The organism is Pseudarthrobacter sp. GQ63 (assembly GCF_059758765.1).
In genome coordinates this window covers 559,193-585,404 of the sequence record NZ_JCAXEF010000002.1, presented here as the reverse complement: position 1 = coordinate 585,404, position 26,212 = coordinate 559,193, and the positions used below count along the sequence as shown (strand labels likewise).

Below are 26,212 nucleotides of genomic sequence, written 5' to 3'. Positions count from 1 at the left end.
GCGCCCGGCACCGGCCGGAAGGAATCAAGCGGAGGTAACAGTGGCGAAGGCAGCACCGGCGGAACAGTTGAAGTTGCTTGGACTGCAGGGGCTGGATGCCAAGCTGAAGTCGCTTGCCAACCGCCGCCGCGCGCTGGAAACCGATCCGCGCATCAAGGACCTCGAAGCCGCCCTTTCCGTCGCCAACGGTGAGCTGGGCGCCGCGAAAGTGGCTGTCCACGACGCCCAAGCCGAACTCAGGCGCGCCGAGGCGGACGTGGAACAGGTAGCCTCCCGTATCCAGCGGGACGAGGCACGGCTGAACAGCGGCACCGGCCTGTCCAAGGACCTGGTGGCCCTCCAGAAGGACATCGCCTCGCTCAATAAGCGGCGCTCGGACCTGGAGGACATTGAACTCGAGGTGATGGAGCGCCTTGATTCCCTGCGGGCCACCCAGGCCCGGCAACAGGGGATTGTGGATGACATCCAGGGGTCGTTCGGCACCATCCGCGCCGAGCTGGACGCGGAACTGGCCGCCGTGGAAGCGGAAGCGGGCGGCCTCCGCGCACAGCGCTCCGAATTCGCTGCGGGCCTGGATGCCGGCCTGCTGGCCGTCTACGAAAAGACGCTGGCCAGGCGCGGAGTGGGCGCCGCCAGGCTGTTCCATGGCACCTCCGAGGCGTCCGGCATGAAGCTGAGCCCCGGCGACCTTGCCGAGGTCAAGGCCGCAGCTGCCGACGACATCGTCTTCTGCCCGGACTCCGGCGCCATCCTGGTCCGCTCGGAGGAGTGGGCCTGACCCTCAGCCCGGCAGGATGATGTTCAGGGCGTGCGGCTTCCGGGCTGAACCTTCAACCAGTTCCGCGGCCCACACTTCCCGCGTTGCCTTCAAGAGTTCCGACGGCGCTGCCGGGGCCTTCCCTCGCCGGACCAGCAGGTGCCGGGCCAGTTCGCCGCGGGTGTGCTTGGCGAAGTGGCTCACCACCTTGCGGACCCCGTTCACCTCGGTGAAAACGTTGACGGACACGGTCTGGGCAGCGGGCGGCGCCCACGCCGCCGCGTAGGTGCTTGAGCGGCAGTCCACCAGCAATTGCCCCTCCACCGCTCCGGCAAGGGCATCGGTGAGCTGTGGCTTCCAGAACGAGGCGAGGCGGCCGACGTCGGGCAGTGCAGTACCCATGGACAGCCGGTAGGCAGGCACGCTGTCACCAAAACGGATCACGCCCCAGAGCGCGGAAACCACCAGGACGGACGCGTCCGCCTTGCGGCGCTGCGCAGCCGTGAGGGTTTTGTAGCCCAGGGCGTCATAAAGCACCCCCGAATAGATCCGGTGGGCGGGCGCCGCCGGTTCGGCATGAAGCCGCGTGTTGCGGTCGACGTCGTCCTGGAGCGATGCGCCCACACCCAGCAGCGAGAGGGCGTCCTCGTGCGCGCTCACCGTTCCCAGCGCATCCAGCACTTTGGCGCGGCAGGCGTTCAATTCGGGGAAGCTCAGGGAAGTCCATTCGACGGCGGATCCGCGGACGGCGGGTGTCTTGCCTTCGGAAGGGGGAAGCAGAATCAGCACCGTCCGATCCTACCGGCGGCGGGAAAGGGCAAGCCCACCGGTAGACTGGGGTTTGGATGGGTTGACCAGGCGGCCGCGCGTCACGCAAGTGGCTCGAGGAACGTCCGGGCTCCGCAGGGCAGGGTGGTGGGTAACGCCCACTCGGGGTAACCCGCAGGCCAGTGCCACAGAGAACAGACCGCCTGGGTCGCGCCGGTTTGAAAGCGGCACGAACCAGGTAAGGGTGAAACGGTGGTGTAAGAGACCACCAGCTTCCCGGGTGACCGGGAAGGCTAGGTAAACCCCACCCGGAGCAAGGCCAGACAGGACACGTTTGAGGGCTGCCCGCCCGAGTGTCCGGGTAGGCCGCTGGAGGGCGCCGGCAACGGCGTTCGTAGATGGATGGCCGCTACTCCCGTGCCGGCAACGGAACGGGAGCACAGAACCCGGCGTATCGGTCAACCCATCCATCCACACTGGTTTGACCTTGGACGATGTGTTGGGGATCCTGAACCGTGCCCGCAAATCATGACCCGCAAGACAGCCCCGGCGCTGCTCTTCCGCAGCAAGTCCCCGGACGCAGCCAACAGGCTGTTGCCCTGGCCGGCTTCTTTTCGCTCTCCCTGGCCGCATGGGCCGCGGCGTCGGTCCCCATCATCCTGCATTCCAGCGGCTGGTTCGCGGTGTCGGCCAAGGCCCCCTGGATGCCGCCCGGCTGGATGTTCAGGAGCATGTGGATGCTGCTGTACGCCGCGGTTGCGGTGGCCGCCTGGCTGGTCTGGCGCAAGGGAGCCCTTACCGGAGGCACGCTGGCGGGCTACCTCACCCAGTTGGTGCTCAACGCCGCATGGCCGCTGGCCTTTTTCGGACTCTTTCCCGTGTTTGGCGGTGCGTCCCTCTGGGCGGCTTTCCTGGTGATCGCGGCCCTTGGAGCCTCGGTTGCCTTCCTCATCCTGCGCTTCGGTCCGGTAAGCCCCGCAGCAGGCCTGTTGATGCTTCCCTACCTGTCCTGGGTGGTTTTCTCCTCCAGCCTCAATCTCTATTCGGCCATCCACAACTGATCGTCTGGCGCAACGGCCTTCCTTGTGAGTGATTTCACTCCATCCGGGCCGAATTACGGACGCCAGCCAATTTAGAATGGATGCGGACGCAGGAGTTCTTCCGCCGGAGTTGCGTTCGCAGCCGGCGGTTTTTCTTTGCGTGTGATTGATCCAGGCGCCCGGGGGCCGACCCCCGCGGGCGCAGGCGCCCCTGCACGACATGTGGTGGCCGACAACCGTGTACGAGGACGTACACGGCTGAACCGAGGAAGGTATTTCTGTGAGCCAGACGTCAGATTCTTGTCTTGATACGTGGATGGGCCGCGAGGCCCTCGCCGAGGCCATGATCCCGGTGATCGGCCGGTTGTACCGCGAAAACAACGTGGTCACCAGCATCCACGGCCGGAGTTTGATCAACAAGTCCACCATGAACATCCTCAAGGCGCACCGCTTTGCGCGCCGCATGAGCAAGGACGAACTGCTGCTGGAGGAGACCGCTCCGCTCCTGAACACCCTGGCCAACCTGGAGCTCGGCGCGGCCGCGATCGACATTGCACGGCTGAACCAGAAGTTCAAGGAAGAGGGCAACGGCGCCACCCTTGAAGAATTCCTCCGCGCGGAACTGGCCGACGTCGTCGGCAAACGCGGCGGCGATGACCGCACCAGCACCGATGTGGTGCTTTACGGCTTCGGCCGGATCGGCCGGCTCCTGGCCCGCCTCCTGATCGAAAAGGCCGGCGGCGGACACGGCCTCCGGCTTCGCGCCATCGTTGTGCGCAAGGGCTCGGACAACGATCTCTCCAAGCGGGCCAGCCTGCTGCGCCGCGACTCCGTGCACGGTTCCTTTGAAGGCACCATCCGGATTGACGAGGAAGCCAACACCATCACGGCAAACGGCGTCCAGGTGCAGGTCATCTACTCGGACAACCCGGCCACCATCGACTACACCGCCTACGGCATCAGCAACGCCCTGGTGGTGGACAACACCGGACGCTGGCGTGACGCGGAAGGCCTCTCCCAGCACCTGCAGAGCAAGGGCGTTGCGCGGGTGCTCCTGACTGCCCCCGGCAAGGGCGACCTGAAGAACATCGTGCACGGCATCAACCAGGGCACCATCGAGGATACGGACAAGATTGTGTCCGCAGCGTCCTGCACCACCAACGCCATCACGCCGGTGCTCAAGGCCATCAACGACAAATTCGGCGTGGTCCACGGGCACGTGGAGACCGTCCACTCCTTCACCAATGACCAGAACCTGATCGACAACTTCCACAAGGGCGACCGCCGCGGCCGGTCGGCGGCACTGAACATGGTGATCACGGAGACCGGCGCCGCCAAGGCCGTCGCCAAGGCCCTCCCCGAACTGCTTGGCAAGCTGACCGGCAGCTCCATCCGCGTCCCCACCCCGGACGTGTCCCTGGCCATCCTGAACCTGAGCCTGGAGAACGGGACCACCAAGGACGAGGTCAACAACTACCTGCGGGAGATGTCCCTGCACTCGGACCTGCGCAAGCAGATCGACTACATCGACTCACCCGAAGTGGTGTCCACCGACTTCGTCGGGTCCCGCCGCGCGGGCATCGTTGACGGCCTGGCCACGATCTCCAACGAGAAGAATCTGGTGCTCTACGTCTGGTACGACAACGAGTTCGGTTACAGCTGCCAGGTGGTCCGCGTCATGGAGGAGATGGCCGGCGTGAACCCGCCGTCGTTCCCGGCAAAGGAAACTGCAGCCGCCCTCGCAGCCATCGCCGTGTAGGCTTCCGGCCAGGGTCTCACGATTTCCCGGCTGATGATGCTGGAATCAGCCGGGAAACGGGACCACACTGGTGGAATGGAAAATGATTCGACGCTCCAGCACGAAACAACCCTTGAGCACGCCCTCGACATCGCCAAAGCCAACCACAAGGAGGCTGTCCGGCTCCTTGAGGGCGCCCGCGCCGCCCACAAAACGGGCGACGTCGGAGAGGACCGGGTGCGCCAGCTCGAAGGGCTGCTGGCTATCGCCGAGGAAGACCTCCGAAGAGTGATGCGGGAGCAGTAACCCCGCCGGTGTAACCTTCCACTCTCCCTCCACACTGTGGATATCAGCGGGGGTGCCGGACGGGTGTCCTAGGCTCGTCTGGTGCATGAGAGTACCGCAAGGCCAGGAACCCCATGACCGTGAGCTGGTCCTCCTATCGGCGGGCGAGACGGCGTTCACGCCAGGCGTGGGGAATCCTGGCGGCAGCTGCAATAGCGGCCATGGTGGCCCTGTCCTGGTTCTTCACCGCCGGACAGTTTGCCGCAGCGGAGCCTGCGGTTTCCGGCCCCACTGAAGCTCCTGTCTTTGATCCCGCGTGGATGAAAGCTGTTAAGCCTGTGCACCCGGTGCCCGCAGGTTCTGCCCTCGCCGCACTGGACGGGCTGGCCGTCAAGGGACGCGCCGCCGCGTCGGACTACAGCCGGGACGCCTTTGGCCAGGCCTGGCAGGACGTGGACCGGAACGGCTGCGATACCCGCAACGACATCCTGCGCCGCGACCTCACCGACGTAGTGCTGACGGACGGCTCCGGATGCCGGGTGGCAGCCGGTACGTTCCATGAGCCCTACACCGGGCAGTTCGTGGACTTCCGCCGCGGCTCAAACAGCAGCCGGGCGGTCCAGATAGACCATGTGGTTGCCCTCGGCGACGCCTGGCAGAAGGGCGCACAGTCGCTGACGGCGGGGGAGCGCCAGAACCTTGCCAACGATCCACTGAACCTCATTGCCGCAGACGGTCCTGCCAACCAGAAGAAGGGCGCCGGTGACGCCGCCACCTGGCTTCCCAAAAACACGTCGATCCGCTGCCACTATGTGGCCCGCCAGGTTTCAGTAAAGGCCGCCTACGGCCTGTGGGTCACAGAAGCGGAGAAGGACGCCATGAAGCGCGTCCTGGGTTCCTGCCCCGGCCAGCAGACGGTTGTGGCCCGCTGAGCCGGAACCCGGCTGTACCGCGTCCGACCTCACCCGTTGCTGCCGCCGGGCACAGGCAATCAGGCGGCGCGCGCCGTCGGGCCTGGTTGTACTGACGAGGTGCTTGAGCTACTCATTCGCCCCGACCGTGCACCGGCCTGGCGTTTGCTGGGGGTTCTCCGACCTCGTGGATGGCGTGGCCGCCGCAAGCCGTCCTGGTGACGCTGGCCCGCTCGATGCCCGAGACGGTGAACCATCGCATGGCGTTGCGCAGTCGGCACCACCCAACCAGGTACCACTGGCCGTTGGTGGAGGCGAACAGCACCGGCTCAACGTCGCGGGTGGTCGTGGTCCCGTCTCTCGATGTGTAGCGAATGCGGATCACGCGCTGCTCGGCCATCGCCTCATCCAGTGCCGACTTAATTGCGCGCGAAGAGGAGGGAAGCGCGTTGACCCAGACGCGGTGGGCCAGCTCGTCGGCCCGTGCCCGGGTTTTGGGATCGAGGACATCCAGGATCTTCTTGACACCTGCTGCTGCCAGATCGGCGTAGGGGGCATCGGGTGCAGCGGCCACGGCTGCCATGAGCGCCACAGCCTGCGCCGGGGACAGGCTGACAGGCGGCAGGGATGCGCCTGTGGCCAATCCGTAGCCACCGCCCGGACCTGGGCGGGACCATATAGGCGCACCGCTGTTCTCCAACGCATCGAGGTCTCTCTTGATTGTGCGCACGGATACCTCAAATTCTCCCGCCAACCGTTCGGCGGAAACCCCGCGCGTGCCGCTGCGGCGCAACATCTCGGATAGGGCATGGAGCCTTTCGACTCGCTTCACAGTTCAAGCCCCGGCGAATTCATGACATAAATAGTGACATACCCTTGTCCGTGACGCCTGCGAGGGTATTGCCATGACAACTACTGCAAGCAGTCCGATCATTGTTCTCATTGCCGGCCACTGGCTGGGCGCTTGGGCATGGGACGAAGTGCTTGAACACCTGGCAACCGACCACTCCCGTGCAACCGCGATGACACTGCCCGGTCTCGACGTGGACGATCCCGAGCGTGCGGCGAGGACTCTCGACGATCAAGCCGCAGCAGTCCTGGACGTCATCACTCAACTCGGGGCCTCCGAGGATCAGCCCGCAACCCTCGTCGCTCACAGCGGGGCGAACGCGCCCGTCAGCCTCGTCCTTGACCGACACCCTGAGCTAGTCCATCGAGTGGTGTGGGTGGACTCCGGCCCTGTGGTGGCGGGAAGCGCCTTCGGTCGGGGCATCCCGGAGGGGTTGGAGGAGCTTCCGCTGCCGCCCCTCGACGTCCTCGCACAGCAGGCGAGCCTCGAGGGCCTGAGCGCAGAGGTCCTCGAGCGTTTTCGGGCCCGGGCCGTCCCTGAGCCCGGCCCCGTGCTTCGTCAGCCCGTCGTGCTCACGAACGATGCCCGCCGCAAGGTCCGGACCACACTCGTGTGCTGCTCGATCCCGAGCGCGCAGGTGCTGGAGCTGGCCCGCGCAGGCCATGCCATGTTTGCCGAAGTCGCGAACATCGAGCACCTCGACGTCATTGACCTCCCGACGGGGCATTGGCCTATGTGGAGCCGTCCCCGCGACCTCGCCAAGGCCATTCAGTCAGCGGCTTCCCGAACCAACTGAACTGCACATACAGCCTGGAGGAGTCAGCCGGCTGGCCCCTTTCCGTCTCCAAGGGACCAGTTCTCGTGGCCCACGGTCAATGATGGGTCGGGCGATACCGGGCAGGCCAGCCGATGCAAACGTGTCCGGTCATTACACCTAGTGGCCGAACGGGTCCGGATCCACGCCGGGCATCCACGTCAGGCCGGGAACACCCCAGCCGTTCTTCTTCGCCAGCTTCATGGCCTTGCGCTTGTAACGGTCCATGAGCCGGTTCACATACAGCTTGCCGTCCAGGTGGTCATATTCGTGCTGGATCACGCGGGCAAACCAGCCCGTAGCCTCGAACTTGACCGGCTGCCCGAACCCGTCGAAACCTTCAACACGCGCCCATTCGGCGCGCTTGAGCGGGTATTGTCCGCTGGGAAAGGACAGGCACCCTTCTTCTTCCTCGTCAGGATCCGGGACAGCGCCGGAAATCTTTGACAGCGTCAGGACGGGGTTGACCACCACGCCGCTGGGAGGAGCGTCGTCGTCGTTGGCGTACTTGTACACGAAGATTCGTTTGCCAACCCCTACCTGGGGCGCCGCCAGGCCCACGCCGTTGGCGGCGTCATTCGTTTCGAACATGTCCGCTATCAGGGTGCGCAGTTCGTCGTCGAATACTTCCACCTCGGAAGCCCGGCGGTGCAGTACGGGTTCTCCCCAGATGGTGATTGGCAGAACGGTCATCTTCAGGTGGTCCTTCGGCGGTGTTTCGTGCAAGAGAGAGTGTGCACAGCAGTCAAAAAAATAAGGAGGCCGCACCGGATATCCGGTGCGGCCTCCTTGGAGGACGGCTGCACATACCGTCCCGTGAGGGTGAGCTACGGGGGTTGAACCCGCGACCTCCTGGACCACAACCAGGCGCTCTGCCAACTGAGCTAAGCCCACCATGTACCTGCAGATTTACCGGCGGACCGGCCCTCTGGAAAGGCAACTCATATAGCTTACCTGCTCTTCAGGGGTGCTTTGTCCACTTTTGCCGTTTTCACGGAAAAAACCGCGAAAGGTGGCGCAGATTACGTTTCCGGCTGCCCGTCTCCGGCCGCCGTGATGCGCTTGGCGATCCGCTGCGCTGTGGCGCTGTCCGGTCCCGGGGAGGGCACGAACACAGCCTCGCGGTAGTAGCGGAGCTCGTCAATGGAGTCCTTGATGTCCCCCAGGGCGCGGTGCCCGCCCTTCTTCGCCGGCGACTGGAAGTAGGCTCGGGCGAACCAGCGGCGCGAGAGCTCCTTGATGGTGCTGACGTCAATCACCCTGTAGTGCAGGTGCTCCACTACTGCGGGCATGTCGCGGGACAGGAACACCCGGTCGGTCCCCACGGAGTTGCCGCCCAGCGGTGCCTTGCGGGGGTCCGGAACCCACTTGGAGATGTATTCCATGACCGCGGCCTCGGCCTCGGCCATTGTCTTGCCGTGGGGGAGTTCCTTAAGGAGCCCGGACTTCGTGTGCATGTCCCGGACAAAGTCGTTCATCTGGGCCAGCGCGGCATCATCGGGTTTGATGACCACATCGACGCCGTCGCCAAGGATGTTCAGTTCCGAATCGGTGACCAGGGCCGCCACCTCGATCAGGGCATCGTTCTTGATGTCCAGACCGGTCATTTCACAGTCGATCCAGACGATTCGTTCGTTAGATATAGGCACCGGACCAGCCTACCGTTTCACCTCCCGGCCACCGGCCGGTGCTAGGATTTCGGAGACGCGGCGGGTCGTGCCGCTCCCGTGGTGACGCGCCCCGGCCGGTTCCATCCCGCCAGGCGGAACCGCAAACGAGAAAGATTGGACGTTCCTGAGATGACGGCGCCTGTGCCTGCGACGAGGGAGATGGCGGCCGCCGCTACTGCCGCAGCGGGCGGTGCGGAAGTGGATAATCCCCGTTCCCCGCTCCTTGCCGGATTCGTGGGCTCCATGTTCATGCTGATCGGATCCCTGGGCGTGGGCTGGCTGGCTCCGGTTTCGGAACTCCGCCGGATGCCGCTGTTCATCTGGATGCGTGCTGAAGCTGCCGGCGTGGCCCTTTCCATCATCCTGCTGGCTGTCGGCGGCATGCTCCTGGTGCGCGCCTGGCTCAGGCTCGGTCAGAGGGTGCGTGTGTGGGGCGCCGAGGCACGCAAAGCCACCCTGATGGCTGTCGTGGCATGGGGGTTGCCCATGATGTTCAGCGTGCCCCTCTTCAGCCGGGACGTCTACGCCTACATCGGGCAGGGCAGGCTCATGGTGGAGGGCTTCAACCCCTACGAGAACGGCATCTCGGCACTGTCCAACTACTTCCAGCTGGGCGCGGACAAGATGTGGACCGAAGCCCCCGTTCCGTACGGCCAGTTGTTCCTGTGGATTGAGCAGTTCGTCGTCTGGTCCACCAACGTCCAGCCCGAGGCCAGCGTGATGCTGTTCCGGCTGGTGGCGCTGGCGGGCGTGGTCCTGTGCGTTATCTATGTACCCAAACTCGCGGAGCTGCACGGGGTCAACCCGCACCGCGCCCTGTGGCTCACGGCCGCGAACCCGCTGTTCCTGACGAACTTCATCGCCAGCGTCCACAATGACGCACTGATGATCGGACTGGCACTGGCCGGCCTCTACTACTCCGCCACGCACAGGGTTGTCCGCGGTGTTGTCCTGGTGACCCTCTCCATCGCAGTTAAGCCCATCACCATTGTGTTCCTGCCGTTCATTGGGCTCCTGTGGGCGGGCAAGGACGCGGGCTGGCTCCGGAAGTTCGGGTTCTGGGGCCTGACGGCAGCGCTAAGCCTGGGCATCCTGGCCTTGATGAGCCTGGTCAACGGATTCGGCTTCGGCTGGATCAATGGCCTCTCAGCCCCGGGGAGCATCTCCATCTGGTACGCGCCTGTGGGGCTGATCGGCATGGTGGTCGCCTCGCTGGCCAACTCGTTCGGACTCGACGGTGCCACCCTGGCAGGTTTTGTGTCCGACGCCGGAAAGCTGCTTGCCGTGGGTGTCATCGCCTGGCAGATCTTCCGCGGGGACCATGACCGGCTGATCCGCCGCCTCACCCTTGCCTTTGCCGCCGTGGTCCTGCTGGCTCCCATGATCCAGTCCTGGTACGTCGTCTGGCTGATACCGCTCTTCGCCGTGACCGGCATCAGGAACGACTGGCAGGTCAAAGCGCTCTACTTTGTTGTCTCCTTCTTCATGATCTATGCCATTTCGGACCAGCTCGAAGTCTTTCCCTACCTGCAGACCGAGGACCTGGGATTTGCGCTCGCCCTGGCCCGCGTGGCCGCGGCCGTGACCGGCCTGCTCTTCGGCCTGTACCTGATTTTCTGGGATCCGCGCACCCGCCGGCTGTTCCGCAAGACCCACGGGAACGTCGTCGAACGCCCCGTTATATAGCCGGCGCCAGGTGGCGGACCGCCTCCCGTCGGCTCAGGGGACTCATGGCTGCGGCGTGCCCAGCCACAAAGGCGGCCACCCACCCAGGGTCCGTCTTGCCGTACTCGCGCAGTGCCCAGCCTATGGCCTTCCGGATGAAGAACTCCGGGTCCGCCAGGTTCGCTTCCACAACGAGCGCCAGCAGCACGGGATCAGTTGCGGCCTTCGCCTTGAGCTGCGACAGGATGGCGGCCCGCCGGATCCAGAAGTCCGGATCGGTGCTCCAGCGGAGCAGCACGCCCGTCATCTCCGCCCGGTTGGCCTGGAGAAGCCCGCACAGCCGTCCAGCCGTGCCGTCCACAAAATCCCACCAGGCGCCACTGCGGATGAATTCCTCGTAGACCGGCAGCATGCCCATGTCCCCGGCAGCCAGTCGGTTGGCGGTCAGGTCAATTGCTGCATACCGTTCCTCCCGCGCAGTTGCGCCGCGCCACAGCTCCAGGGCAGTGGCACGGAGCTGGCCCGGCGACTCGAAGGGGGCCCCGGCGGCCGCAGTTGACGCGATTCGGCGCACCTCGGGCACGCGCACTCCGAGGCAGGGCATCGTGGACTTCATGTAGGCCCTCGCACCGGCTCCCCGCACGGGATCGGACCGTGCCTGCAGCGCCGTGCGGATGGCAGAGAGCACCCGGACATTCACCGCGTCCCTATGGTTCATGGTGCAACTTTAGCCAGCACGGGGAGCGGCAGAGCAGGCGCGGCGTTGCTGCTGGAGGAGATCTGCGCAGGTGCGCTAGTCTGGTTAGCGCTAACAATATCGTCCCTGCCCAGAGGAATTCCATGCCATCGACGGAACACAGCATCGCGAGCGGCCCCTACACTGCGCTCGTCACAACCCGCGGGGGCGCGCTGCGGGAGTTGCGGTACCAGGGACGGGATCTCGTGGTGGGTTTTGGTCCGGAGGGGCGCATCCCCGACTACCGCGGAGTCATCTGCGTCCCGTGGCCCAACCGGCTGGCGGACGGCAGGTACACCTACGCCGGCAAGGACTTCGAAGCCGTGATCAACGAGCCCGAGCGCGGCTCCGCACTGCACGGGCTCGCCACCGGGCAGGACTGGGAGCTGCGGCAGGCAGCCGTGGACTCGGTGGTGCTGGCCTGCAGGGTCGGCGCCGGCCAGCACTACCCGTCCGACCTGGAGGTCTCCGTGACCTATTCGCTGGGTCCTGGCGGGCTGCGCAGCACGGTGAGCACGGTGAATGTTGGACAGGCCACGGCCCCTTACGGAGTGTGCCCGCATCCGTACCTGGTGGCAGGGCAAGGGAAACTGGATGACTGGACCCTTGAGCTGCCGGCACGCGAATTCCTGGAGGTGACGCCCGACCGTCTCCTCCCGACGGGCATGAAGAGCGTGGAACGGCACGAATTTGACTTCCGCAGCCCCCGCCGGCTTGGTTCCCTGAAGATCGACCACGCCTTCACCGGGATCTCCCGGGACAAACAGGGGATGGCCCGCGTCCGGGTACAGGACCCGGCGGGAACGGGCGTGGAACTGGAATGGGGTGTCGAGTGGCCATGGGTGCAAATCCACACCGCCGACAAACCCGTGGGTCCGGACCGCCTGGGACTGGCCGTCGAGCCCATGACCTGCCCGCCGGACGCCTTCAACTCAGGCACTGACCTGCTCCACCTCAAGCCCGGGGAGTCGCACGCGGCGTCCTGGACCATCCGGGCACTCGGCTAGTCCCGGCTGACTGCCGCGGAAGGCGGGGAGGCCCAGCCCGCTCGGTCCAGCCAGGCGGCGCACAGCCGCGTCCACTGGTCCGGCCCCGGTTCCTCCGCCGCGAGGCCAAGGCCATGGCGCCCGCGGGGAAAGACGTGCAGTTCAGCAGGAACGCCGGCCCGCATGAGCGCCCCCGCGTAGTCCAGGCTGTGGCTGGCCGGGACGGCCGCGTCATCCGCAGTGTGCCAGACGAACGCCGGAGGGGTTGCCGCCGTCACGTTCCGTTCTGCGGAGAGTTCATCAAGAAGGTCCGACGACGGCGCGCTGCCAAGGAGGTTGTCCACCGACCCCTGGTGCACGGACTGCGTATAGGACACTACGGGGTAGCACAGCACGGTCAGGTCCGGGACGGCTTCCGGCACGTCCAGGCGGGCGCTTCCGGTTGACGTGGACGTGGACAGCGTGGCGGCAAGGTGCCCGCCGGCGGAAAAGCCGAGGACGCCCACGCGGGCCGGATCCACTGCGAGGCCGTGGGATCCGTTGCGGATGTGCAGCATGGCCTCCTTGGCGTCCTCCAGGGGTGCCGGGTGCCGGTCAGGTGCCACGCGGTACCTCAGCACGAACGCGTGGATACCCAGGGCGGCGAGCCACTCGCCCACAGGCTCGGCTTCGTGGTCGGCCTGGCGGGCATAGCCGCCGCCGGGCAGGACCAGGATGGCCGGACTGGTCCCTCCCGCACCCCGGCTTCCGGCCGGGTGATGCGCAGGGATGCTCGTCAGTGCGGACTTCATTCCTAGGTCACCGCCTCGGTGCTGCGCCGAAGCGTCACTTCACCGGTGACGGTCGGCTGTTCTTCGTCCTCGTCTGCATCGCTGCCGCCGGAAAGGCGGGCCGTAGCCCGGGTTGCAAGCCGGCCGATTTCCTCCAGCGGCAGCCGTACGGTGGAGAGTGCCGGGCGGAAGTCCCGCAGCGTTTCGATGTCGTCGAAGCCGGCGATGGTGGCGTCCCTGGGTATCCGCAGCCCTTCAGCGCGCAGTGCCGCCGAGGCTCCGATGGCCATGACGTCATTGACGGCGAAGATGCACAGTTTGGGGGCCGCAGCCTCCCCGCCCCCGGACGCGCCGGCCTTGATCCTGGCCGCCAGCTGGAGGCCGGCTTCATAGCCGCCCGCGCGGTTGAAGGCCGTGCGCAGGATCTCGGCGGGTGCGCGGCCTGCCCGGGCCAGGCCTTCCTGGAAGCCACGGATCCGGTCGTCGGACGTGAGGAGGCCTTCCGGGCCGCCGATAATGACGAAATCTCTGTCCCGGCCGGCAGCGAGTTCACCTGCCAGGGCCCCCGCGAGCTCCTGGTTGGGCACAGCCACTACGTGATAGCCCTCGGCGGCGGTGGCACCGACCACAGCGTGGCCCACGACGGCTACCCTGCCGCCGTTGCGGCAGTACCGGTCAAGCTCCGCCGCGAGTTCAGTGTTGTCGTCCTGGTCCTCGGTCCGGCACGAGCGGGATCCCGCAATGACGATCGAGTCGGCACGCCGGGCGGCGAAGGCTGCAACGGCTTCGCGCTCCTCGCCGGGGGCCCCGCCGGTGGTGGCCAGGAGCACCATCTTGCGCTGCTCCCGGGCGGCAGCCTGGACGCCCCTGGCTATGGCTGCGAAATAGGGGTCGGCGATGTCGTGGACGATCAGGCCGATGAGGCCTGAGCTGGACTTCGCAAGCCCCTGGGCCTGCGCGTTGGGAATGTACCCCAGGGATTCGGCCGCCTGGCGCACCCGGTCCGCGATGTCCTTGCCCGGCTTGCGTGCCGAGCCGTTCAACACCCGGGACGCGGTGGCGGGGGAGACCCCGGCCAGCCGGGCCACCTCGGTAAGGGTACTTGCAGCCACAGGATCTCCTGGATAACGGGGGCCAATAAGGGGTCACCACATTATGGCAGTTTGAAGTTCTTCCGGAAAGCGCTTGCCAACCGTTACCCCCTCGGTGCATCATTGACGTAGTGGGAATGCGCTTTCCCAGATCAGCTTGAGTACAACTGCTCACTCACCGTGGAGGACACATGGGCTTCGAAACAAAAACCATCCGCATCGCCATGAACGGCATCACCGGACGGATGGGCTACCGCCAGCACCTGCTGCGGTCCATCCTCCCCATCCGCGACGCAGGCGGATTCACCCTGGAAGACGGCACCCGCATCCAGGTCGAACCCATCCTCGTGGGCCGGAACGAAGCCAAGATCCGCGAACTCGCCGAAAAGCACAAGGTCGCTGAATGGACCACGGACCTGGAATCGGTCATCAACGATCCCACCGTGGACGTCATCTTCGACGCCTCCATGACCAGCCTCCGCGCAGCCACGCTGAAGAAGGCAATGCTCGCCGGAAAGCACATCTTCACCGAGAAGCCCACGGCGGAAACCCTCGAAGAGGCCATCGAACTTGCCCGCATCGGCAAGGAAGCCGGCGTCACGGCCGGCGTCGTGCACGACAAGCTCTACCTGCCCGGCCTGGTCAAGCTCCGCCGCCTGGTGGACGAAGGCTTCTTCGGCCGCATCCTCTCCATCCGCGGCGAGTTCGGCTACTGGGTCTTCGAAGGCGACATCCAGGCGGCCCAGCGCCCGTCCTGGAACTACCGCAAGGAAGACGGCGGTGGAATGACCACGGACATGTTCTGCCACTGGAACTACGTCCTCGAGGGCATCATCGGCAAGGTCAAGAGCGTCAGCGCCAAGACCGCCACCCACATCCCGGCGCGCTGGGACGAAGCCGGCAAGGAATACAAGGCCACGGCGGATGATGCTTCCTACGGCATCTTCGAGCTCGAGACCCCGGGCGGCGACGAAGTCATCGGCCAGATCAACTCGTCCTGGGCAGTGCGTGTCTACCGCGATGAACTGGTGGAGTTCCAGGTTGACGGGACCCACGGCTCCGCCGTCGCAGGCCTGAACAAGTGCGTCGCCCAGCAGCGCGCCCACACCCCCAAGCCGGTCTGGAACCCGGACCTGCCCGTCACCGAGTCCTTCCGCGACCAGTGGCAGGAAGTCCCGGCCAATGCCGAGCTGGACAACGGGTTCAAGCTGCAGTGGGAAGAGTTCCTCCGCGATGTCGTGGCCGGCCGCGAGCACCGCTTCGGGCTGCTGTCCGCCGCCCGCGGCGTCCAGCTGGCCGAGCTCGGCCTGAAGTCCAACGATGAACGCCGCACCCTCGACATCCCGGAGATCACCCTCTAATGACCTCGCTCATCCTTCCCTCCCACGACGGCGGCACCCGCGAATACCGGCTGCAGGGCGGCACCTCCTGGGCCCGCCCCACCGCCCCGCTGACTGCCCGGCGGGCTTACGCTGCCGCGCACGTCATCCCCGAAGTCCTCGCTGACAACACCCCCGGCGCCCCGGCCCGGCTCGACTGGGACGCAACCATGGCTTACCGCCATGAGCTGTGGTCCTACGGCCTCGGCGTGGCAGATGCCATGGACACCGCCCAGCGGGGCATGGGCCTCGACTGGGCAGCCACCCAGCAGCTCATCAAGCGGACAGGTGTCGAGGCGGCCTCGGTGGTCTCAGCCGGAAACGCGGCGACAGCCGGGAAGTCGGTCCGGGACCTGGTGTCCTGCGGCGCCGGCACGGACCAGCTGGACATCGACTCCCTGCCGGCCGGCGAAGCCGGCATCAAGGCCGTGCTTGAGGCCTACCGCGAACAGATCGCCGTGATCACCGAAGCCGGCCCCAAGGTCATCCTGATGGCCTCGCGTGCCCTGGCCAAGGTTGCCGACGGCCCTGACGACTACCTGAAGGTCTACTCCACACTGCTGCAGGAAGTGGACCAGCCGGTGATCCTCCACTGGCTGGGAACCATGTTTGATCCCGCCCTGGCCGGCTACTGGGGCTCGGACGATGTCGCAACCGCCACCGGGACATTCCTGGGCCTCATCAAGGACCATGCGGACAAGGTGGACGGCGTCAAGGTCTCCCTGCTGGATGCTAGCCATGAGGTTGCCCTCCGCGCGGCCCTCCCCGAAGGCGTCCGCCTCTACACCGGCGATGACTTCAACTACCCCGAACTGATCGACGGTGACGGCACCCACCACTCGGACGCCCTCCTGGGCATCTTCGCAGCGATCTACCCGGCCGCCTCAGTGGCACTGCAGAACTATGACGCCGGCGACGCCGTCAGGGCGCGCGAAATCCTGGACTCCACGCGGGAACTGGGCAAGCACATCTTCAGTGCCCCCACGTTCTACTACAAGACCGGCATCGCGTTCATGTCCTGGCTCAACGGCAGGCAGCCCGGCTTCCAGATGGTGGGCGGCCTGCACTCCGGCCGGTCCGTGTGCCACCTCGCCAGGACCTTCGAACTGGCGGACCAGGCCGGCCTGCTGCGGGACCCCGCACTGGCTGCGTTCCGGATGTCCGACTACCTGCGGATCAACGGGGTGGGCGTGTGACCAGCACGTCAGGGATGGAAAACTTTGCGCGCCTGTCCATCAACAGCGCCACCACCAAGAAGTGGACCCTCGCCCAGGTGGTTGACGGCTGCGTCAACGCCGGGATTCCCGCCATCGGTCCCTGGCGGGACCGTGTGGAGGAAGCCGGCCTGGACAAGGCGGCCCGCCTGATCAAGGACGCCGGCCTTCGCGTTTCCTCCCTGTGCCGGGGCGGATTCCTCACCGCGCCGGACGCGGAGGGGCAGGCCGCGGCACTCGCGGACAACCGGGCGGCCATCCTGGAAGCCGTCGCGCTGGACACCCGGGAACTGTTCCTGGTGGTCGGCGGGCTGGCTCCGGGGGAGAGGGACGTGGTGGCTGCACGCCGGCGGGTCTCGGACCGCCTGGCAGACCTGGTTCCCTTCGCAGAGGAGAACGGGGTCCGCCTGGTGCTGGAGCCGCTGCACCCGATGTACGCCGCGGACCGCGCCCTGATCTCCACCCTGGGGCAGGCGCTGGACCTTGCGGCGCCGTTCGACGCCTCCACGGTGGGCGTCGCCGTCGACACTTTCCACGTCTGGTGGGATCCCGAACTCAAGGCGCAGATCGAACGCGCCGGCCGCGAGGACCGCATCGCCTCCTACCAGGTGTGCGACTTCAACATGCCCATCGCCGCCGATCCGCTGCTGTCCCGCGGATACATGGGTGACGGCGTGGTGGACTTCGCCACCATCGGCACCTGGGTGCGCGACGCCGGCTACACCGGGGACATTGAAGTGGAAATTTTCAATCAGGAGATCTGGGACACGGACGGCAACACAGTCCTGTCCACAGTGAAGGAGCGCTACGCGGACCTTGTCCTGCCGTACGCCTGACCTGATCCAGACCGCGGGCTCCTGCTAACGTCACGGCAGGAGCCTGCGCCCCACCAAAAAGACCCGGACCGCTGTGCGGTCCGGGTCTTTTCCATGCGCGGGTCCTTAGGAGTGCATCGAGGCGTACCGGCGGTAGCGGGCCAGCACGCCGCCGTCGTCCCTCCCTGCTGGGAGGTCGACGGCGTCAAGCGCCCACTGCGGGAAATGTCCGGTGAGTGCCCCGGCGGCCTGGCGGGCGGCGCCGTCGGCCACGTACTCGCCGGGGCGCGGCACGGTGATGTTGATGCCCAGCAGCTGTGCCGCCGCCTGCTGAACGGCCGTTGACTGGGCGCCGCCGCCCACCAGGATGATCCGCCGGGCCTCCACCCCTTGGTCCTGGAGGGCTGCCAGCCCGTCCGCCAGCGAACAGACAACGCCTTCGACGGCGGCACGCGCCAGGTTGGCAGGCGTGTAGTTTCCGCGGGTAATGCCGTGCAGCGAGCCGGTGGCATCCGGCAAATTGGGGGTGCGCTCGCCGTCGAAATAAGGCACAAGGGTCAGGCCGCCGGCGCCATTTTCGGCCGACAGCGCCAGCTCGTTGAACTCCCCAATGCTCACGTCCAGCAGTGCAGCCGTGGCATCAAAAACGCGGGTGGCGTTCAGCGTGCACACCAGCGGGAGGTAGTGCCCTGCGGCGTCGGCGAACCCGGCCACCAACCCGGACGGATCGGCGGCCGGCGTGCCGGACACGGCAAAGACCGTGCCGGAAGTGCCCAGCGACATCACCACATCGCCCACGCCGGCGCCCACACCGAGCGCTGCCGCGGCGTTGTCCCCGGCGCCCGCGGCTACAAGTGCACCGCTGGAGGTCTTGCCGGCCACGTTCAGGGGATCCAGGACGTCGGGAAGGTGCGGAACATGCCCCAGCGACGACTTCAGGACCTCCGGCAGGTACGCGCCCGTCGCTGTCGAGTAGTAGCCCGTCCCGGAGGCGTCCGACCGGTCCGTGGCCAGCGCCTCAAGGTTCCCGGGACCGCTGCCGGGGCCGTGGCCCAGCAGCCGCCAGGTCAGCCAGTCGTGGGGCAGGCAGACCGCCGCTGTCTTCGCCGCGTTGTCCGGCTCATTCACTGCCAGCCAATGCAGTTTGGTCAGCGTCAGCGACGCTACCGGGACGGTGCCCGTGGCGCCGGCCCAGTAGCGGGCGCCGGCGGCAGCGTCGCCGCCGCCGGCGGTGGTGATCAGTTCCAGCGCCGCGCCGGCGCTCCGCGTGTCGTTCCACAGGAGCGCAGGCCTGACCACCCCGCCGTCGTTGTCCAGGCAGACCATGCCGTGCTGCTGGCCCCCAATGGAGACTGCTGCCACGTCCTCTAAGCCACCGGCCGCTTCCACTGCCTCCTGAAGGGCCGTCCACCAGTGGTCGGGGTGGACTTCTGTGCCCTCAGGGTGGCTGGCACGGCCCTGGCGGACAAGTGCTCCGGTGTCCGCGTCACGGATCACCACTTTGCAGGACTGGGTGGAGCTGTCGATGCCTGCTACGAGTGCCATATCCCTAGCGTGCGTTGAGGAGGTGTTCGATGGCGAGCTGGTTGAGGCGGACGAATGCGAAGGAGCGTTCGGCGGCTTTATCGGCGTTGAAGTCTTCGAAGGCGGTGGTGTCGGCGAGCAGGTCGGCGGTGGTTTCGCCGGCGGTGAGGGTGGGTTCGCCGAGCTCGAAGACGCCGGAGGTGGTGAGGGCTTCCTGGACCTGGGGGTCGGCGCGGAAGGCCAGGGCGCGTTCCTTGAGCAGGAGGTACATGGACATGTTGGATTTCGCGGATTCCCAGACGCCGTCGTAGCCGTCGGTGCGGGAGGGCTTGTAGTCGAAGTGGCGGGGGCCGTCGTAGCGGGGTCCGCCGCCCGGGAAGCCGTTCTCGAGCAGGTCAACGGTGAAGAAGGCGCTGGTGAGGTCGCCGTGGCCGAACACGAGGTCCTGGTCGTACTTGATGCCGCGCTGGCCGTTGAGGTCGATGTGGAAGAGCTTGCCGGCCCACAATGCCTGGGCGATGCCGTGGGTGAAGTTCAGTCCGGCCATCTGCTCGTGCCCGGTTTCGGGGTTCAGGCCCACGATGTCGCCGTGTTCGAGCTGGGCGATGAATGCCAGGCCGTGCCCGACGGTGGGCAGGAAGATGTCCCCGCGGGGTTCGTTGGGCTTGGGTTCGAGGGCGATGCGCAGGTTGTAGCCCTTGTCCTTGATGTAGGCGGCGGCGGTGTCCACGCCTTCCTTCATCCGGTCCAGGGCTGCGGAGAGGTCCTTGGACCCGTCGTATTCGCTGCCTTCACGCCCGCCCCACATCACGAAGGTCTCGGCGCCGAACTCGGCAGCGGAGTCGATGTTGCGCAGCACCTTGGACAGGGCGAAGCGGCGGATGGAGCGGTCGTTGGAGGTAAAGCCGCCGTCCTTGAACACCGGGTGGCTGAACAGGTTGGTGGTCACCATCGGGACCTTCAGGCCCGTCTCGGCCAGGGCTGCCTTGAAGTTCTTCAGGATCAGCTCCCGCTCCGAGACTGTCGCATCGAAGGGCACCAGGTCATTGTCATGGAACGTGATGCCGTAGGCGCCGAGTTCGGCCAGCCGGTGCACGGCCTCCACGGGATCCAGGTCCGCGCGGGTGGCAACACCGAACGGATCGGCACCGGTCCAGCCAACGGTCCAGAGGCCAAAGGTGAACTTGTCAGCGGGAGTCGGGGAGAGAGTCATGATGCATCCTTGCAGTCAGTTTGCCGCCGGTTGGGCAAGTTAGTTTATCGCTTGAACTATATAAGCGTGACTACGCTAGGGTCAATAGGGGCCGAAGGAACGGTTCCGGACCGAACCCAAGGAGAGCGGCCATGGCGAGCACCGCGCCTGCTACTGCACCGTCCGATGCCGGGGCGCCGGGCAACATGGCGGACGTGCGGCGGAACAACCTCGCCCTGGTCCTGGGCAGGGTGGTGCAGTCACCCGCCGGATTCCACCTGACCCGGGCCCAGCTGGCTGCGGCCACAGGGCTGACAAAAGCATCCGTGTCGAGCATCGTGCTGGATCTCCTGGACGCCGGCATCCTCCGCGAAGTCGGCCTGAGCAGGCAGGGGGAGCGGGGCCGGCCGGGGGTGGGGCTGGAGCTGAATCCGTCACGGGGCGTCATGGGTATGGAGATCAACGTCGATTACATTGCGGCGGGCGTGACGAGCCTCTCCGGGGATCTCGTGGTGAAAGAGGTCCGGGAAAGGGACAACCGGGACAGTGCGAGCGGCGCCGTGATGTCCGCCCTCGCCGAGCTGGCCTCGGGGGTGCGGCTGGCGGCGTCTGCCCTGGGGGTCGACGTCCTGGGGGGAGGACTTGCCGTTCCCGGCCTTGTTGAGGCCGGTAGTTCGACTGTCACTGTGGCCCCAAACCTGGGCTGGGTGGACACGAAGCTGGATGTGGCCCGGTTGCTTCCCGGCGTACCACTGGGGGTTTCCCTCTTCAACGAGGCCAATGCCGCCGCCCTCGCAGAGCTTGCCCACAGTCCGCACAGGCGGGATTTCCTGTTCATCTCGGGCGAAGTGGGCGTCGGCGGCGGGCTGGTCCTGAATTCGGAGCTTTTCACTGGCCCTGAAGGCAATGCCGGGGAGGTGGGGCACATCGTGGTGGACCCCGACGGCGCACCCTGTTCCTGCGGCGGGACGGGCTGCCTTGAGACTGTCGCGGGCCAGGACGCGATATTTTCTGCTGCCGGAATCACCGTCCAGGGCCGGACCAGGACCGAAAGCATGGCGGACCTGCTGGGCGCCCTGGCCGCCGGCAGTCCCGCCGCGCTGACGGCCGTCCAGCGGGCGGGGAGGGCGCTGGGGGTTGCCGTGGCATCGGCGTCCCGGGTGGTCAATGTCCGCGCCGTGGTGCTCGGAGGGCACTTCGCCGTCCTTGACCAGTGGCTGCACGGCCCGCTCCTGGAAAGCCTGGCGAAGTACGCGCCCGGTGCGCTTCCCCCCGAACACGTCATCACATCCACAGTGGGGGATGCTGGGGCGCTGCTGGGGGCGGCGGGCAGCGTGGTCCGGGCGTTGGTGGAGGCGCCGCATCGGCTGCAGGCCTGAAGCCTACCCGTTGACCTTAACCTTGGCGCTGCTTTGCCGCCGATGCTCCGCGGAGCAGAAGTGATGGGGCAGTGGTGACAAAGCGAAACACCCCGGTTCGTGAACCGGGGTGTTTCTGGTTGGTGCCCCAGGAGGGAATCGAACCCCCGACCGGCGGATTAGAAGGCCGCTGCTCTATCCCCTGAGCTACTGAGGCATTGCCTTCCGGAGCTGATCTCCGGCGCCTCAAAAAGTTTACATTGCCCCGAGCGCCGGCATGGTCAACCGCCGCAGGCATGCAAACTTTTCCTCCACAGGCAGGTACTGAGCCGGGTTGTCCACATAGGCAGGCCACGCCATCGATCACGGCCGGCGGCGCGGGCGATGCTGGTCCTGCCTGCTAGGGCATCACTCATGAAGACAGGACGTAAAGATGAGCGACACCATAACGATCCGGGGTTTCGTTGCCACCGAGATCAAAAGCGGAACAACACCAGGGGGAGTGGCCACCGCTTCTTTCCGGATTGGGTCCACCTCGCGGCGGCGTGACAAGGAAACAGGCGCCTGGATGGACGGCCACACCAACTGGTTCCTGGTTCAGGGCTACCGCCACCTGGCGGGAAGCATCGGCTGCAGCATCAGGAAGGGGCAGCCCGTCATAGTAGTCGGCACGCTGAAAATCCGCAGTTGGGAAAGGGACGGCCGGGTCTACTACTCACACACCATTGATGCCGACGCCGTGGGTCACGACCTCACGTGGGGCACGGCCAACTTCATCCGTTCCTCTGCCAAGCCGATCCTCTCGCTCGTGGACCAGGAGCCTCCCCTCGCCGGGGGCGAACACCGTGCCGCGGACGGACCGTTCGACGAACCTGAAGACAGCGACGACGACCCAGCCGGCGGCGCGGATCCGGCCGCTGTCTTCATCGAGGACACCAACGGCGACATCGTTGCCCTGGACCTGGAAACGGGGGAGCTCGCCGAATCCGGAGTCTAGGAGGGCTGTTGCTGCCGCTTCCATGGCTGCCTTTGCGGGCAGGACACGGCACCCCCCCGGCCGTGTCCTGCCCGTCGAGGTTGTTCCCGTCCAGGTTGCGAAGGAGGTTCACCACCACGTGGCAGAATGACTCCATGCGGCTTACCCTCGACTCCCGGCAGATTGTCAAGGCGGGGGACCCGCAGGTTGCCCGCACCGGCTCAATGAAACCTGCACGGCTGTCACCGCAGCGCCCCATCCGCCGGCTGCTGGCTGCGCTGTCCGTCGCCGCCCTGGCCGGATCCCTGGCGGGCTGTGTCGGCGGGACGCCGTCTGTCAACGAACCCGGTTCAGCAGCGCCTGGAGTTACGGAGCCAGGAATTGCAGAGCCAGGAATTGCACCGTCACAGGCTGCCGGCTCAGCGGCTGCAGATCAGACAGGCGCCGGCACTCCCGGGACACAGGACGCCGGACCCCTGGCGGATACCTCCGGGACCGCCTCGAACGGAGCCGCTGAAGCTGCTGCCACGGAAACTGTCCGGCAGACCCTCACTGACGCGCTGGGCAGACTTGCGGCGGGAACACCCAAACCCGCCACTGCCCAGGTGAGCGATGCTCTGACGGGAGCGGGCATTGCACCGGGGGCCCTTGAAGTGTCGCAGAGCCGGACACCCACAGGGCTGGAAGCGGATGCCATCGAGGCGGCAGTGCTCCAAGGGCGTGACTGCGTGATCGGCCAGGTCCGCGACGGTGCCGTGGCAGTGACCGTCCTGCCTGTCCTGGCCAGCGGCAAGTGCTTTGTAGGCAGCTGAGCCTGCCGCGCGGAATGTGAGATATGCCTGCCAACCCACTAGATTTGGAACCATGGCGGAATTTATCTACACAATGACCAAGGCCCGCAAAGCCGTTGGCGAAAAACTTATTCTTGACGACGTAAGCATGTCCTTCTTCCCTGGCGCCAAGATCGGCGTCGTGGGCCCGAACGGTGCCGGTAAGTCCACCATCCTCAAGATCATGGCTGGACTGGACACCCCCTCCAACGGTGAGGCCCGGCTGAGCCCCGGCTACAGCGTGGGCATCCTGCTGCAGGAGCCCCCGCTCAACGAAGAAAAAACCGTCCTGGGCAACGTCCAGGAAGGCGTGGGCGAGATCTACGGCAAGATCCAGCGGTTCAACGAAATCTCCGAGGAAATGGCCAGCCCCGACGCTGACTACGACACCCTCCTCGAGGAAATGGGACAGCTGCAGGAAGCCATCGACGCCGCGGATGCCTGGGACCTGGACTCCCAGCTGGAGCAGGCGATGGATGCACTCCGCTGCCCGCCGGCGGATGCCGACGTCACCAACCTCTCCGGTGGTGAGCGCCGCCGTGTTGCCCTGTGCAAGCTGCTGCTGCAGAAGCCTGACCTGTTGCTGCTGGACGAGCCCACCAACCACCTCGACGCAGAGAGCGTGCTGTGGCTCGAGCAGCACCTGTCCTCCTACGCGGGTGCCGTCCTGGCCGTCACCCACGACCGGTACTTCCTGGACCACGTGGCGGAATGGATCGCCGAAGTGGACCGCGGCCACCTGTACCCCTACGAGGGCAACTACTCCACGTACCTGGAGAAGAAGCGTGCCCGCCTGGAAGTCCAGGGCAAGAAGGACGCCAAGCAGGCCAAGCGCCTCAGCGAGGAACTGGAATGGGTCCGTTCCAACGCCAAGGGACGCCAGACCAAGTCCAAGGCACGCCTGGCCCGCTATGAGGAAATGGCCGCAGAGGCGGACCGCACCCGCAAGCTGGACTTCGAAGAGATCCAGATCCCGCCGGGACCCCGCCTGGGCGGCCTGGTGCTGGAAGCCAAGAACCTCCAGAAGGGTTTCGAGGACCGCACCCTGATCGACGGACTGTCCTTCAGCCTGCCCCGCAACGGCATTGTGGGCGTCATCGGCCCCAACGGCGTCGGCAAGACCACGCTCTTCAAGACCATCGTGGGGCTGGAGCCGCTCGACGGCGGAGACCTCAAGATCGGCGACTCGGTCAAGATCTCGTACGCGGACCAGAGCCGCGGGGGCATCGACCCCAACAAGACCCTCTGGGAGGTCGTCTCCGACGGACTCGACTTCATCCAGGTGGGCCAGGTGGAAATGCCGTCCCGCGCCTACGTTGCCGCCTTCGGCTTCAAGGGCCCGGACCAGCAGAAGAAGGCAGGCGTGCTCTCCGGCGGTGAGCGCAACCGCCTGAACCTGGCGCTGACCCTCAAGCAGGGCGGCAACCTGCTGCTCCTCGATGAGCCCACCAACGACCTCGACGTCGAAACCCTCAGCAGCCTGGAGAATGCCCTGCTCGAGTTCCCCGGCTGTGCCGTGGTGGTTTCGCACGACCGCTGGTTCCTGGACCGGGTGGCCACGCACATCCTGGCCTACGAAGGCGACGAGGAGAACCCCTCCAAGTGGTACTGGTTCGAGGGCAACTTCGAATCCTACGAGGAGAACAAGGTGGAGCGCCTCGGCCCGGATGCCGCCAAGCCGCACCGCGTCACGCACCGCCGCCTCACCCGCGACTGACCCGCGGCGGGATAACAAGGGGCAACGCTCCATCAACAGCGCAGAACAGGCCGGCACCCACTGGGTGCCGGCCTGTTCCGCGTCCTACTCCGGACGCCCGATTTCCGGTCAGTCCCGCCCGGCTTTGCGGATCTGGTGCTCCATCACCTTGGACTGGAAGGCACCCACTACTTTGTTCTTCAGGTCCGTGGGAACCCGGACCATGCCCTCCTGCGCTACGGACGCAACGTGCTGGCCCGCCTGGTTGAAGATCTTGCCCGTCGCCAGGCCGCGGGCGCCCTGCGCGCTGGGTGATTCCTGGACATACAGGAGCCACTCGTCCACGCGGGCGGGGCGGTGCCACCACATCGCGTGGTCGAGGCTGGCCACGTTCATTCCGGGGGTAATCCAGCTCAATCCGTGGCGCCGCAGGATGGACTCTAGGAGCGTGTAGTCGCTGGCGTACGCCAGGGCCGCCCGGTGCAGGTTGGGGTTGTCCGGCATCGGCCCGAAAGTCTTCATCCACACCGCATTGCGGGCCTCCCGCTTGCCCTTCGCGGAGACGTACAGCGGAGGATCCACATGCCTGATGTCGAAGGGGCGCTCGTAGGCCCAGTGCCGCGCCACGGGGTGGTCGAATTTTCCCAGCAGGTCAGCGGTACTGGGCAGCGACTCCGGATCCGGAATGCCGCCGGGCATCGTGGACTGGTGCTCAATCCCCTCATCCTCCCCCTGGAAGGAGGCGATCATCGACAGGATGGGCGTGCCTTCCTGGTAGGCATGGACCCGGCGTGCCGAAAAGGACCGGCCGTCGCGGAGCCGCTGGACGCCGAAGGTGATGGGCTTGTTGGCGTCGCCCGGCCGAAGGAAGTAGCCGTGCATGGAGTGCACAAAACGGTCAGGGGCCACAGTCCTGATGGATGCAATGAGCGACTGGGCCAGCACCTGGCCGCCGAACACCCGGTGGTGGGGCTGCTGCTGGGAAGGTCCCAGGAAGATGTCCTCGTCCGTCCGCGCCCCCTCCAGCTCACCAAGGTCAAGGAGGGAGATGAGCGATGAGGTGGGATCTTCGCTGGGGAGCGCCAGCAGTCCGGCGTCGGCTTCAGTCATGGTTCGACTCTAGACGGCGCCCGGGCACTGCTCAACA

Annotated in this window: 25 protein-coding genes, 2 tRNA genes and 1 other RNA gene; 16 read left to right on the top strand and 12 right to left on the bottom strand. The window is 66.2% G+C overall.

Annotation, left to right across the window (positions count from 1 at the left end):
• The first annotated feature begins 40 nt into the window (after positions 1–40).
• Positions 41–778 carry a zinc ribbon domain-containing protein gene (locus AC6CHP_RS07195; RefSeq protein ID WP_498228812.1) on the top strand — a complete coding sequence of 246 codons (738 nt, stop codon included), beginning with the start codon at positions 41–43 and terminating at the stop codon, positions 776–778.
• 3 nt (positions 779–781) lie between these two features.
• On the opposite strand, the gene AC6CHP_RS07190 is transcribed toward AC6CHP_RS07195, so the two are convergent.
• A complete protein-coding gene (locus AC6CHP_RS07190) occupies positions 782–1,546 on the bottom strand; it encodes a YaaA family protein (RefSeq protein ID WP_498228810.1) in 765 nt (254 codons plus the stop codon).
• A 57-nt stretch (positions 1,547–1,603) separates the two neighbouring features.
• On the opposite strand from AC6CHP_RS07190, the gene rnpB reads away from it, so the two are divergent.
• From rnpB to AC6CHP_RS07165, 5 genes are all read left to right on the top strand, one after another.
• An RNA gene (gene rnpB, locus AC6CHP_RS07185) (RNase P RNA component class A) lies at positions 1,604–1,995 on the top strand.
• A 45-nt stretch (positions 1,996–2,040) separates the two neighbouring features.
• Complete coding sequence (locus AC6CHP_RS07180) at positions 2,041–2,586, top strand: TspO/MBR family protein (protein WP_188729269.1); 546 nt, start codon at positions 2,041–2,043, stop codon at positions 2,584–2,586.
• Positions 2,587–2,845: 259 nt separating this feature from the next.
• Positions 2,846–4,324 (top strand): glyceraldehyde-3-phosphate dehydrogenase, encoded by a 1,479-nt coding sequence (locus tag AC6CHP_RS07175; protein WP_188729271.1) that lies wholly within the window; start codon positions 2,846–2,848, stop codon positions 4,322–4,324.
• A 75-nt stretch (positions 4,325–4,399) separates the two neighbouring features.
• Positions 4,400–4,609 (top strand): hypothetical protein, encoded by a 210-nt coding sequence (locus AC6CHP_RS07170; RefSeq protein ID WP_104186106.1) that lies wholly within the window; start codon positions 4,400–4,402, stop codon positions 4,607–4,609.
• A 113-nt stretch (positions 4,610–4,722) separates the two neighbouring features.
• Positions 4,723–5,520 (top strand): HNH endonuclease family protein, encoded by a 798-nt coding sequence (locus AC6CHP_RS07165; protein WP_498228808.1) that lies wholly within the window; start codon positions 4,723–4,725, stop codon positions 5,518–5,520.
• A gap of 112 nt (positions 5,521–5,632) precedes the next feature.
• On the opposite strand, the gene AC6CHP_RS07160 is transcribed toward AC6CHP_RS07165, so the two are convergent.
• Positions 5,633–6,331, bottom strand: a complete 699-nt coding sequence (locus AC6CHP_RS07160; protein ID WP_498228806.1) for a helix-turn-helix transcriptional regulator — start codon at positions 6,329–6,331, stop codon at positions 5,633–5,635.
• 73 nt (positions 6,332–6,404) lie between these two features.
• Here AC6CHP_RS07160 and AC6CHP_RS07155 point away from each other — a divergent pair, with 73 nt between their 5' ends.
• Positions 6,405–7,145: an alpha/beta fold hydrolase gene (locus AC6CHP_RS07155; protein WP_498228804.1), complete on the top strand. Its 741-nt coding sequence runs from the start codon at positions 6,405–6,407 to the stop codon at positions 7,143–7,145.
• A 138-nt stretch (positions 7,146–7,283) separates the two neighbouring features.
• Here the strand turns inward: AC6CHP_RS07155 and def are convergent, their stop codons facing one another.
• From def to orn, 3 genes are all read right to left on the bottom strand, one after another.
• Positions 7,284–7,856 carry a peptide deformylase gene (gene def, locus AC6CHP_RS07150; protein WP_188729278.1) on the bottom strand — a complete coding sequence of 191 codons (573 nt, stop codon included), beginning with the start codon at positions 7,854–7,856 and terminating at the stop codon, positions 7,284–7,286.
• A 128-nt stretch (positions 7,857–7,984) separates the two neighbouring features.
• Positions 7,985–8,057, bottom strand: a tRNA-His gene (locus AC6CHP_RS07145).
• Between the two features lie 128 nt (positions 8,058–8,185).
• Complete coding sequence (gene orn, locus AC6CHP_RS07140; RefSeq protein ID WP_188729280.1) at positions 8,186–8,812, bottom strand: oligoribonuclease; 627 nt, start codon at positions 8,810–8,812, stop codon at positions 8,186–8,188.
• A 150-nt stretch (positions 8,813–8,962) separates the two neighbouring features.
• On the opposite strand from orn, the gene mptB reads away from it, so the two are divergent.
• Positions 8,963–10,519 (top strand): polyprenol phosphomannose-dependent alpha 1,6 mannosyltransferase MptB, encoded by a 1,557-nt coding sequence (gene mptB / locus AC6CHP_RS07135; protein WP_498228801.1) that lies wholly within the window; start codon positions 8,963–8,965, stop codon positions 10,517–10,519.
• Here the strand turns inward: mptB and AC6CHP_RS07130 are convergent.
• Positions 10,512–11,216, bottom strand: coding sequence for a DNA alkylation repair protein (locus AC6CHP_RS07130; RefSeq protein ID WP_498228799.1), 705 nt, complete (start codon positions 11,214–11,216; stop codon positions 10,512–10,514). The genes mptB and AC6CHP_RS07130 overlap by 8 nt on opposite strands.
• A 122-nt stretch (positions 11,217–11,338) precedes the next feature.
• Between AC6CHP_RS07130 and AC6CHP_RS07125 the strand changes: the two genes are divergently transcribed.
• Entirely contained in the window at positions 11,339–12,241 is a 903-nt protein-coding gene (locus AC6CHP_RS07125; protein ID WP_498228797.1) for an aldose 1-epimerase family protein, read from the top strand.
• Here AC6CHP_RS07125 and AC6CHP_RS07120 read toward each other — a convergent pair.
• A complete protein-coding gene (locus AC6CHP_RS07120; RefSeq protein ID WP_377194435.1) occupies positions 12,238–13,011 on the bottom strand; it encodes an alpha/beta hydrolase in 774 nt (257 codons plus the stop codon). The genes AC6CHP_RS07125 and AC6CHP_RS07120 overlap by 4 nt on opposite strands.
• 2 nt (positions 13,012–13,013) lie before the next feature.
• The gene (locus tag AC6CHP_RS07115) at positions 13,014–14,102 is read right to left on the bottom strand and encodes a LacI family DNA-binding transcriptional regulator (protein WP_188729290.1); all 1,089 of its coding nucleotides are present in this window, start codon (positions 14,100–14,102) and stop codon (positions 13,014–13,016) included.
• 170 nt (positions 14,103–14,272) lie between these two features.
• Here AC6CHP_RS07115 and AC6CHP_RS07110 point away from each other — a divergent pair, with 170 nt between their 5' ends.
• The 3 genes from AC6CHP_RS07110 to AC6CHP_RS07100 are packed head-to-tail and all read left to right on the top strand — an operon-like array spanning position 14,273 to position 17,510.
• On the top strand, positions 14,273–15,442 hold the full coding sequence (locus AC6CHP_RS07110; protein WP_498228794.1) for a Gfo/Idh/MocA family protein: 1,170 nt from the start codon (positions 14,273–14,275) through the stop codon (positions 15,440–15,442).
• The gene (locus AC6CHP_RS07105) at positions 15,442–16,656 is read left to right on the top strand and encodes a dihydrodipicolinate synthase family protein (protein ID WP_498228792.1); all 1,215 of its coding nucleotides are present in this window, start codon (positions 15,442–15,444) and stop codon (positions 16,654–16,656) included. Before AC6CHP_RS07110 ends, AC6CHP_RS07105 begins: the two co-directional genes overlap by 1 nt.
• A 14-nt stretch (positions 16,657–16,670) precedes the next feature.
• Positions 16,671–17,510, top strand: a complete 840-nt coding sequence (locus AC6CHP_RS07100) for a sugar phosphate isomerase/epimerase family protein (protein ID WP_498228856.1) — start codon at positions 16,671–16,673, stop codon at positions 17,508–17,510.
• Between the two features lie 105 nt (positions 17,511–17,615).
• Here the strand turns inward: AC6CHP_RS07100 and xylB are convergent, their stop codons facing one another.
• On the bottom strand, positions 17,616–19,034 hold the full coding sequence (gene xylB / locus AC6CHP_RS07095; RefSeq protein ID WP_188729296.1) for a xylulokinase: 1,419 nt from the start codon (positions 19,032–19,034) through the stop codon (positions 17,616–17,618).
• Positions 19,035–19,038: 4 nt separating this feature from the next.
• Positions 19,039–20,226, bottom strand: coding sequence for a xylose isomerase (gene xylA / locus AC6CHP_RS07090; protein ID WP_377194445.1), 1,188 nt, complete (start codon positions 20,224–20,226; stop codon positions 19,039–19,041).
• Between the two features lie 131 nt (positions 20,227–20,357).
• Here xylA and AC6CHP_RS07085 point away from each other — a divergent pair, with 131 nt between their 5' ends.
• Complete coding sequence (locus tag AC6CHP_RS07085; RefSeq protein WP_498228789.1) at positions 20,358–21,584, top strand: ROK family protein; 1,227 nt, start codon at positions 20,358–20,360, stop codon at positions 21,582–21,584.
• A 120-nt stretch (positions 21,585–21,704) separates the two neighbouring features.
• Here AC6CHP_RS07085 and AC6CHP_RS07080 read toward each other — a convergent pair.
• Positions 21,705–21,780: transfer RNA gene (locus AC6CHP_RS07080), tRNA-Arg, on the bottom strand.
• Positions 21,781–21,996: 216 nt separating this feature from the next.
• Between AC6CHP_RS07080 and AC6CHP_RS07075 the strand changes: the two genes are divergently transcribed.
• The 3 genes from AC6CHP_RS07075 to ettA all read left to right on the top strand — a co-directional run bounded on the left by AC6CHP_RS07075 (position 21,997) and on the right by ettA (position 25,086).
• Complete coding sequence (locus AC6CHP_RS07075; RefSeq protein WP_498228787.1) at positions 21,997–22,560, top strand: single-stranded DNA-binding protein; 564 nt, start codon at positions 21,997–21,999, stop codon at positions 22,558–22,560.
• Positions 22,561–22,694: 134 nt separating this feature from the next.
• The gene (locus AC6CHP_RS07070) at positions 22,695–23,351 is read left to right on the top strand and encodes a DUF6993 domain-containing protein (protein WP_498228785.1); all 657 of its coding nucleotides are present in this window, start codon (positions 22,695–22,697) and stop codon (positions 23,349–23,351) included.
• A gap of 52 nt (positions 23,352–23,403) precedes the next feature.
• The gene (gene ettA / locus AC6CHP_RS07065; RefSeq protein ID WP_104186088.1) at positions 23,404–25,086 is read left to right on the top strand and encodes an energy-dependent translational throttle protein EttA; all 1,683 of its coding nucleotides are present in this window, start codon (positions 23,404–23,406) and stop codon (positions 25,084–25,086) included.
• 108 nt (positions 25,087–25,194) lie between these two features.
• Here ettA and AC6CHP_RS07060 read toward each other — a convergent pair whose 3' ends face one another.
• Complete coding sequence (locus tag AC6CHP_RS07060) at positions 25,195–26,175, bottom strand: acyl-CoA thioesterase (protein ID WP_174179897.1); 981 nt, start codon at positions 26,173–26,175, stop codon at positions 25,195–25,197.
• Positions 26,176–26,212 lie beyond the last annotated feature (37 nt).

What these genes read in the sequence shown, in the direction of transcription:
- AC6CHP_RS07170 (WP_104186106.1), top strand. Translation starts at nt 4,400, where the DNA reads ATGGAAAATGATTCGACGCTCCAGCACGAAACAACCCTTGAGCACGCC.
- AC6CHP_RS07165 (WP_498228808.1), top strand. Translation starts at nt 4,723, where the DNA reads ATGACCGTGAGCTGGTCCTCCTATCGGCGGGCGAGACGGCGTTCACGC.
- AC6CHP_RS07155 (WP_498228804.1), top strand. Translation starts at nt 6,405, where the DNA reads ATGACAACTACTGCAAGCAGTCCGATCATTGTTCTCATTGCCGGCCAC.
- def (WP_188729278.1), bottom strand. Translation starts at nt 7,856, where the DNA reads ATGACCGTTCTGCCAATCACCATCTGGGGAGAACCCGTACTGCACCGC.
- mptB (WP_498228801.1), top strand. Translation starts at nt 8,963, where the DNA reads ATGACGGCGCCTGTGCCTGCGACGAGGGAGATGGCGGCCGCCGCTACT.
- AC6CHP_RS07130 (WP_498228799.1), bottom strand. Translation starts at nt 11,216, where the DNA reads ATGAACCATAGGGACGCGGTGAATGTCCGGGTGCTCTCTGCCATCCGC.
- AC6CHP_RS07125 (WP_498228797.1), top strand. Translation starts at nt 11,339, where the DNA reads ATGCCATCGACGGAACACAGCATCGCGAGCGGCCCCTACACTGCGCTC.
- AC6CHP_RS07120 (WP_377194435.1), bottom strand. Translation starts at nt 13,011, where the DNA reads ATGAAGTCCGCACTGACGAGCATCCCTGCGCATCACCCGGCCGGAAGC.
- AC6CHP_RS07110 (WP_498228794.1), top strand. Translation starts at nt 14,273, where the DNA reads ATGGGCTTCGAAACAAAAACCATCCGCATCGCCATGAACGGCATCACC.
- AC6CHP_RS07105 (WP_498228792.1), top strand. Translation starts at nt 15,442, where the DNA reads ATGACCTCGCTCATCCTTCCCTCCCACGACGGCGGCACCCGCGAATAC.
- AC6CHP_RS07100 (WP_498228856.1), top strand. Translation starts at nt 16,671, where the DNA reads ATGGAAAACTTTGCGCGCCTGTCCATCAACAGCGCCACCACCAAGAAG.
- xylB (WP_188729296.1), bottom strand. Translation starts at nt 19,034, where the DNA reads ATGGCACTCGTAGCAGGCATCGACAGCTCCACCCAGTCCTGCAAAGTG.
- xylA (WP_377194445.1), bottom strand. Translation starts at nt 20,226, where the DNA reads ATGACTCTCTCCCCGACTCCCGCTGACAAGTTCACCTTTGGCCTCTGG.
- AC6CHP_RS07085 (WP_498228789.1), top strand. Translation starts at nt 20,358, where the DNA reads ATGGCGAGCACCGCGCCTGCTACTGCACCGTCCGATGCCGGGGCGCCG.
- AC6CHP_RS07075 (WP_498228787.1), top strand. Translation starts at nt 21,997, where the DNA reads ATGAGCGACACCATAACGATCCGGGGTTTCGTTGCCACCGAGATCAAA.
- AC6CHP_RS07070 (WP_498228785.1), top strand. Translation starts at nt 22,695, where the DNA reads ATGCGGCTTACCCTCGACTCCCGGCAGATTGTCAAGGCGGGGGACCCG.
- ettA (WP_104186088.1), top strand. Translation starts at nt 23,404, where the DNA reads ATGGCGGAATTTATCTACACAATGACCAAGGCCCGCAAAGCCGTTGGC.
- AC6CHP_RS07060 (WP_174179897.1), bottom strand. Translation starts at nt 26,175, where the DNA reads ATGACTGAAGCCGACGCCGGACTGCTGGCGCTCCCCAGCGAAGATCCC.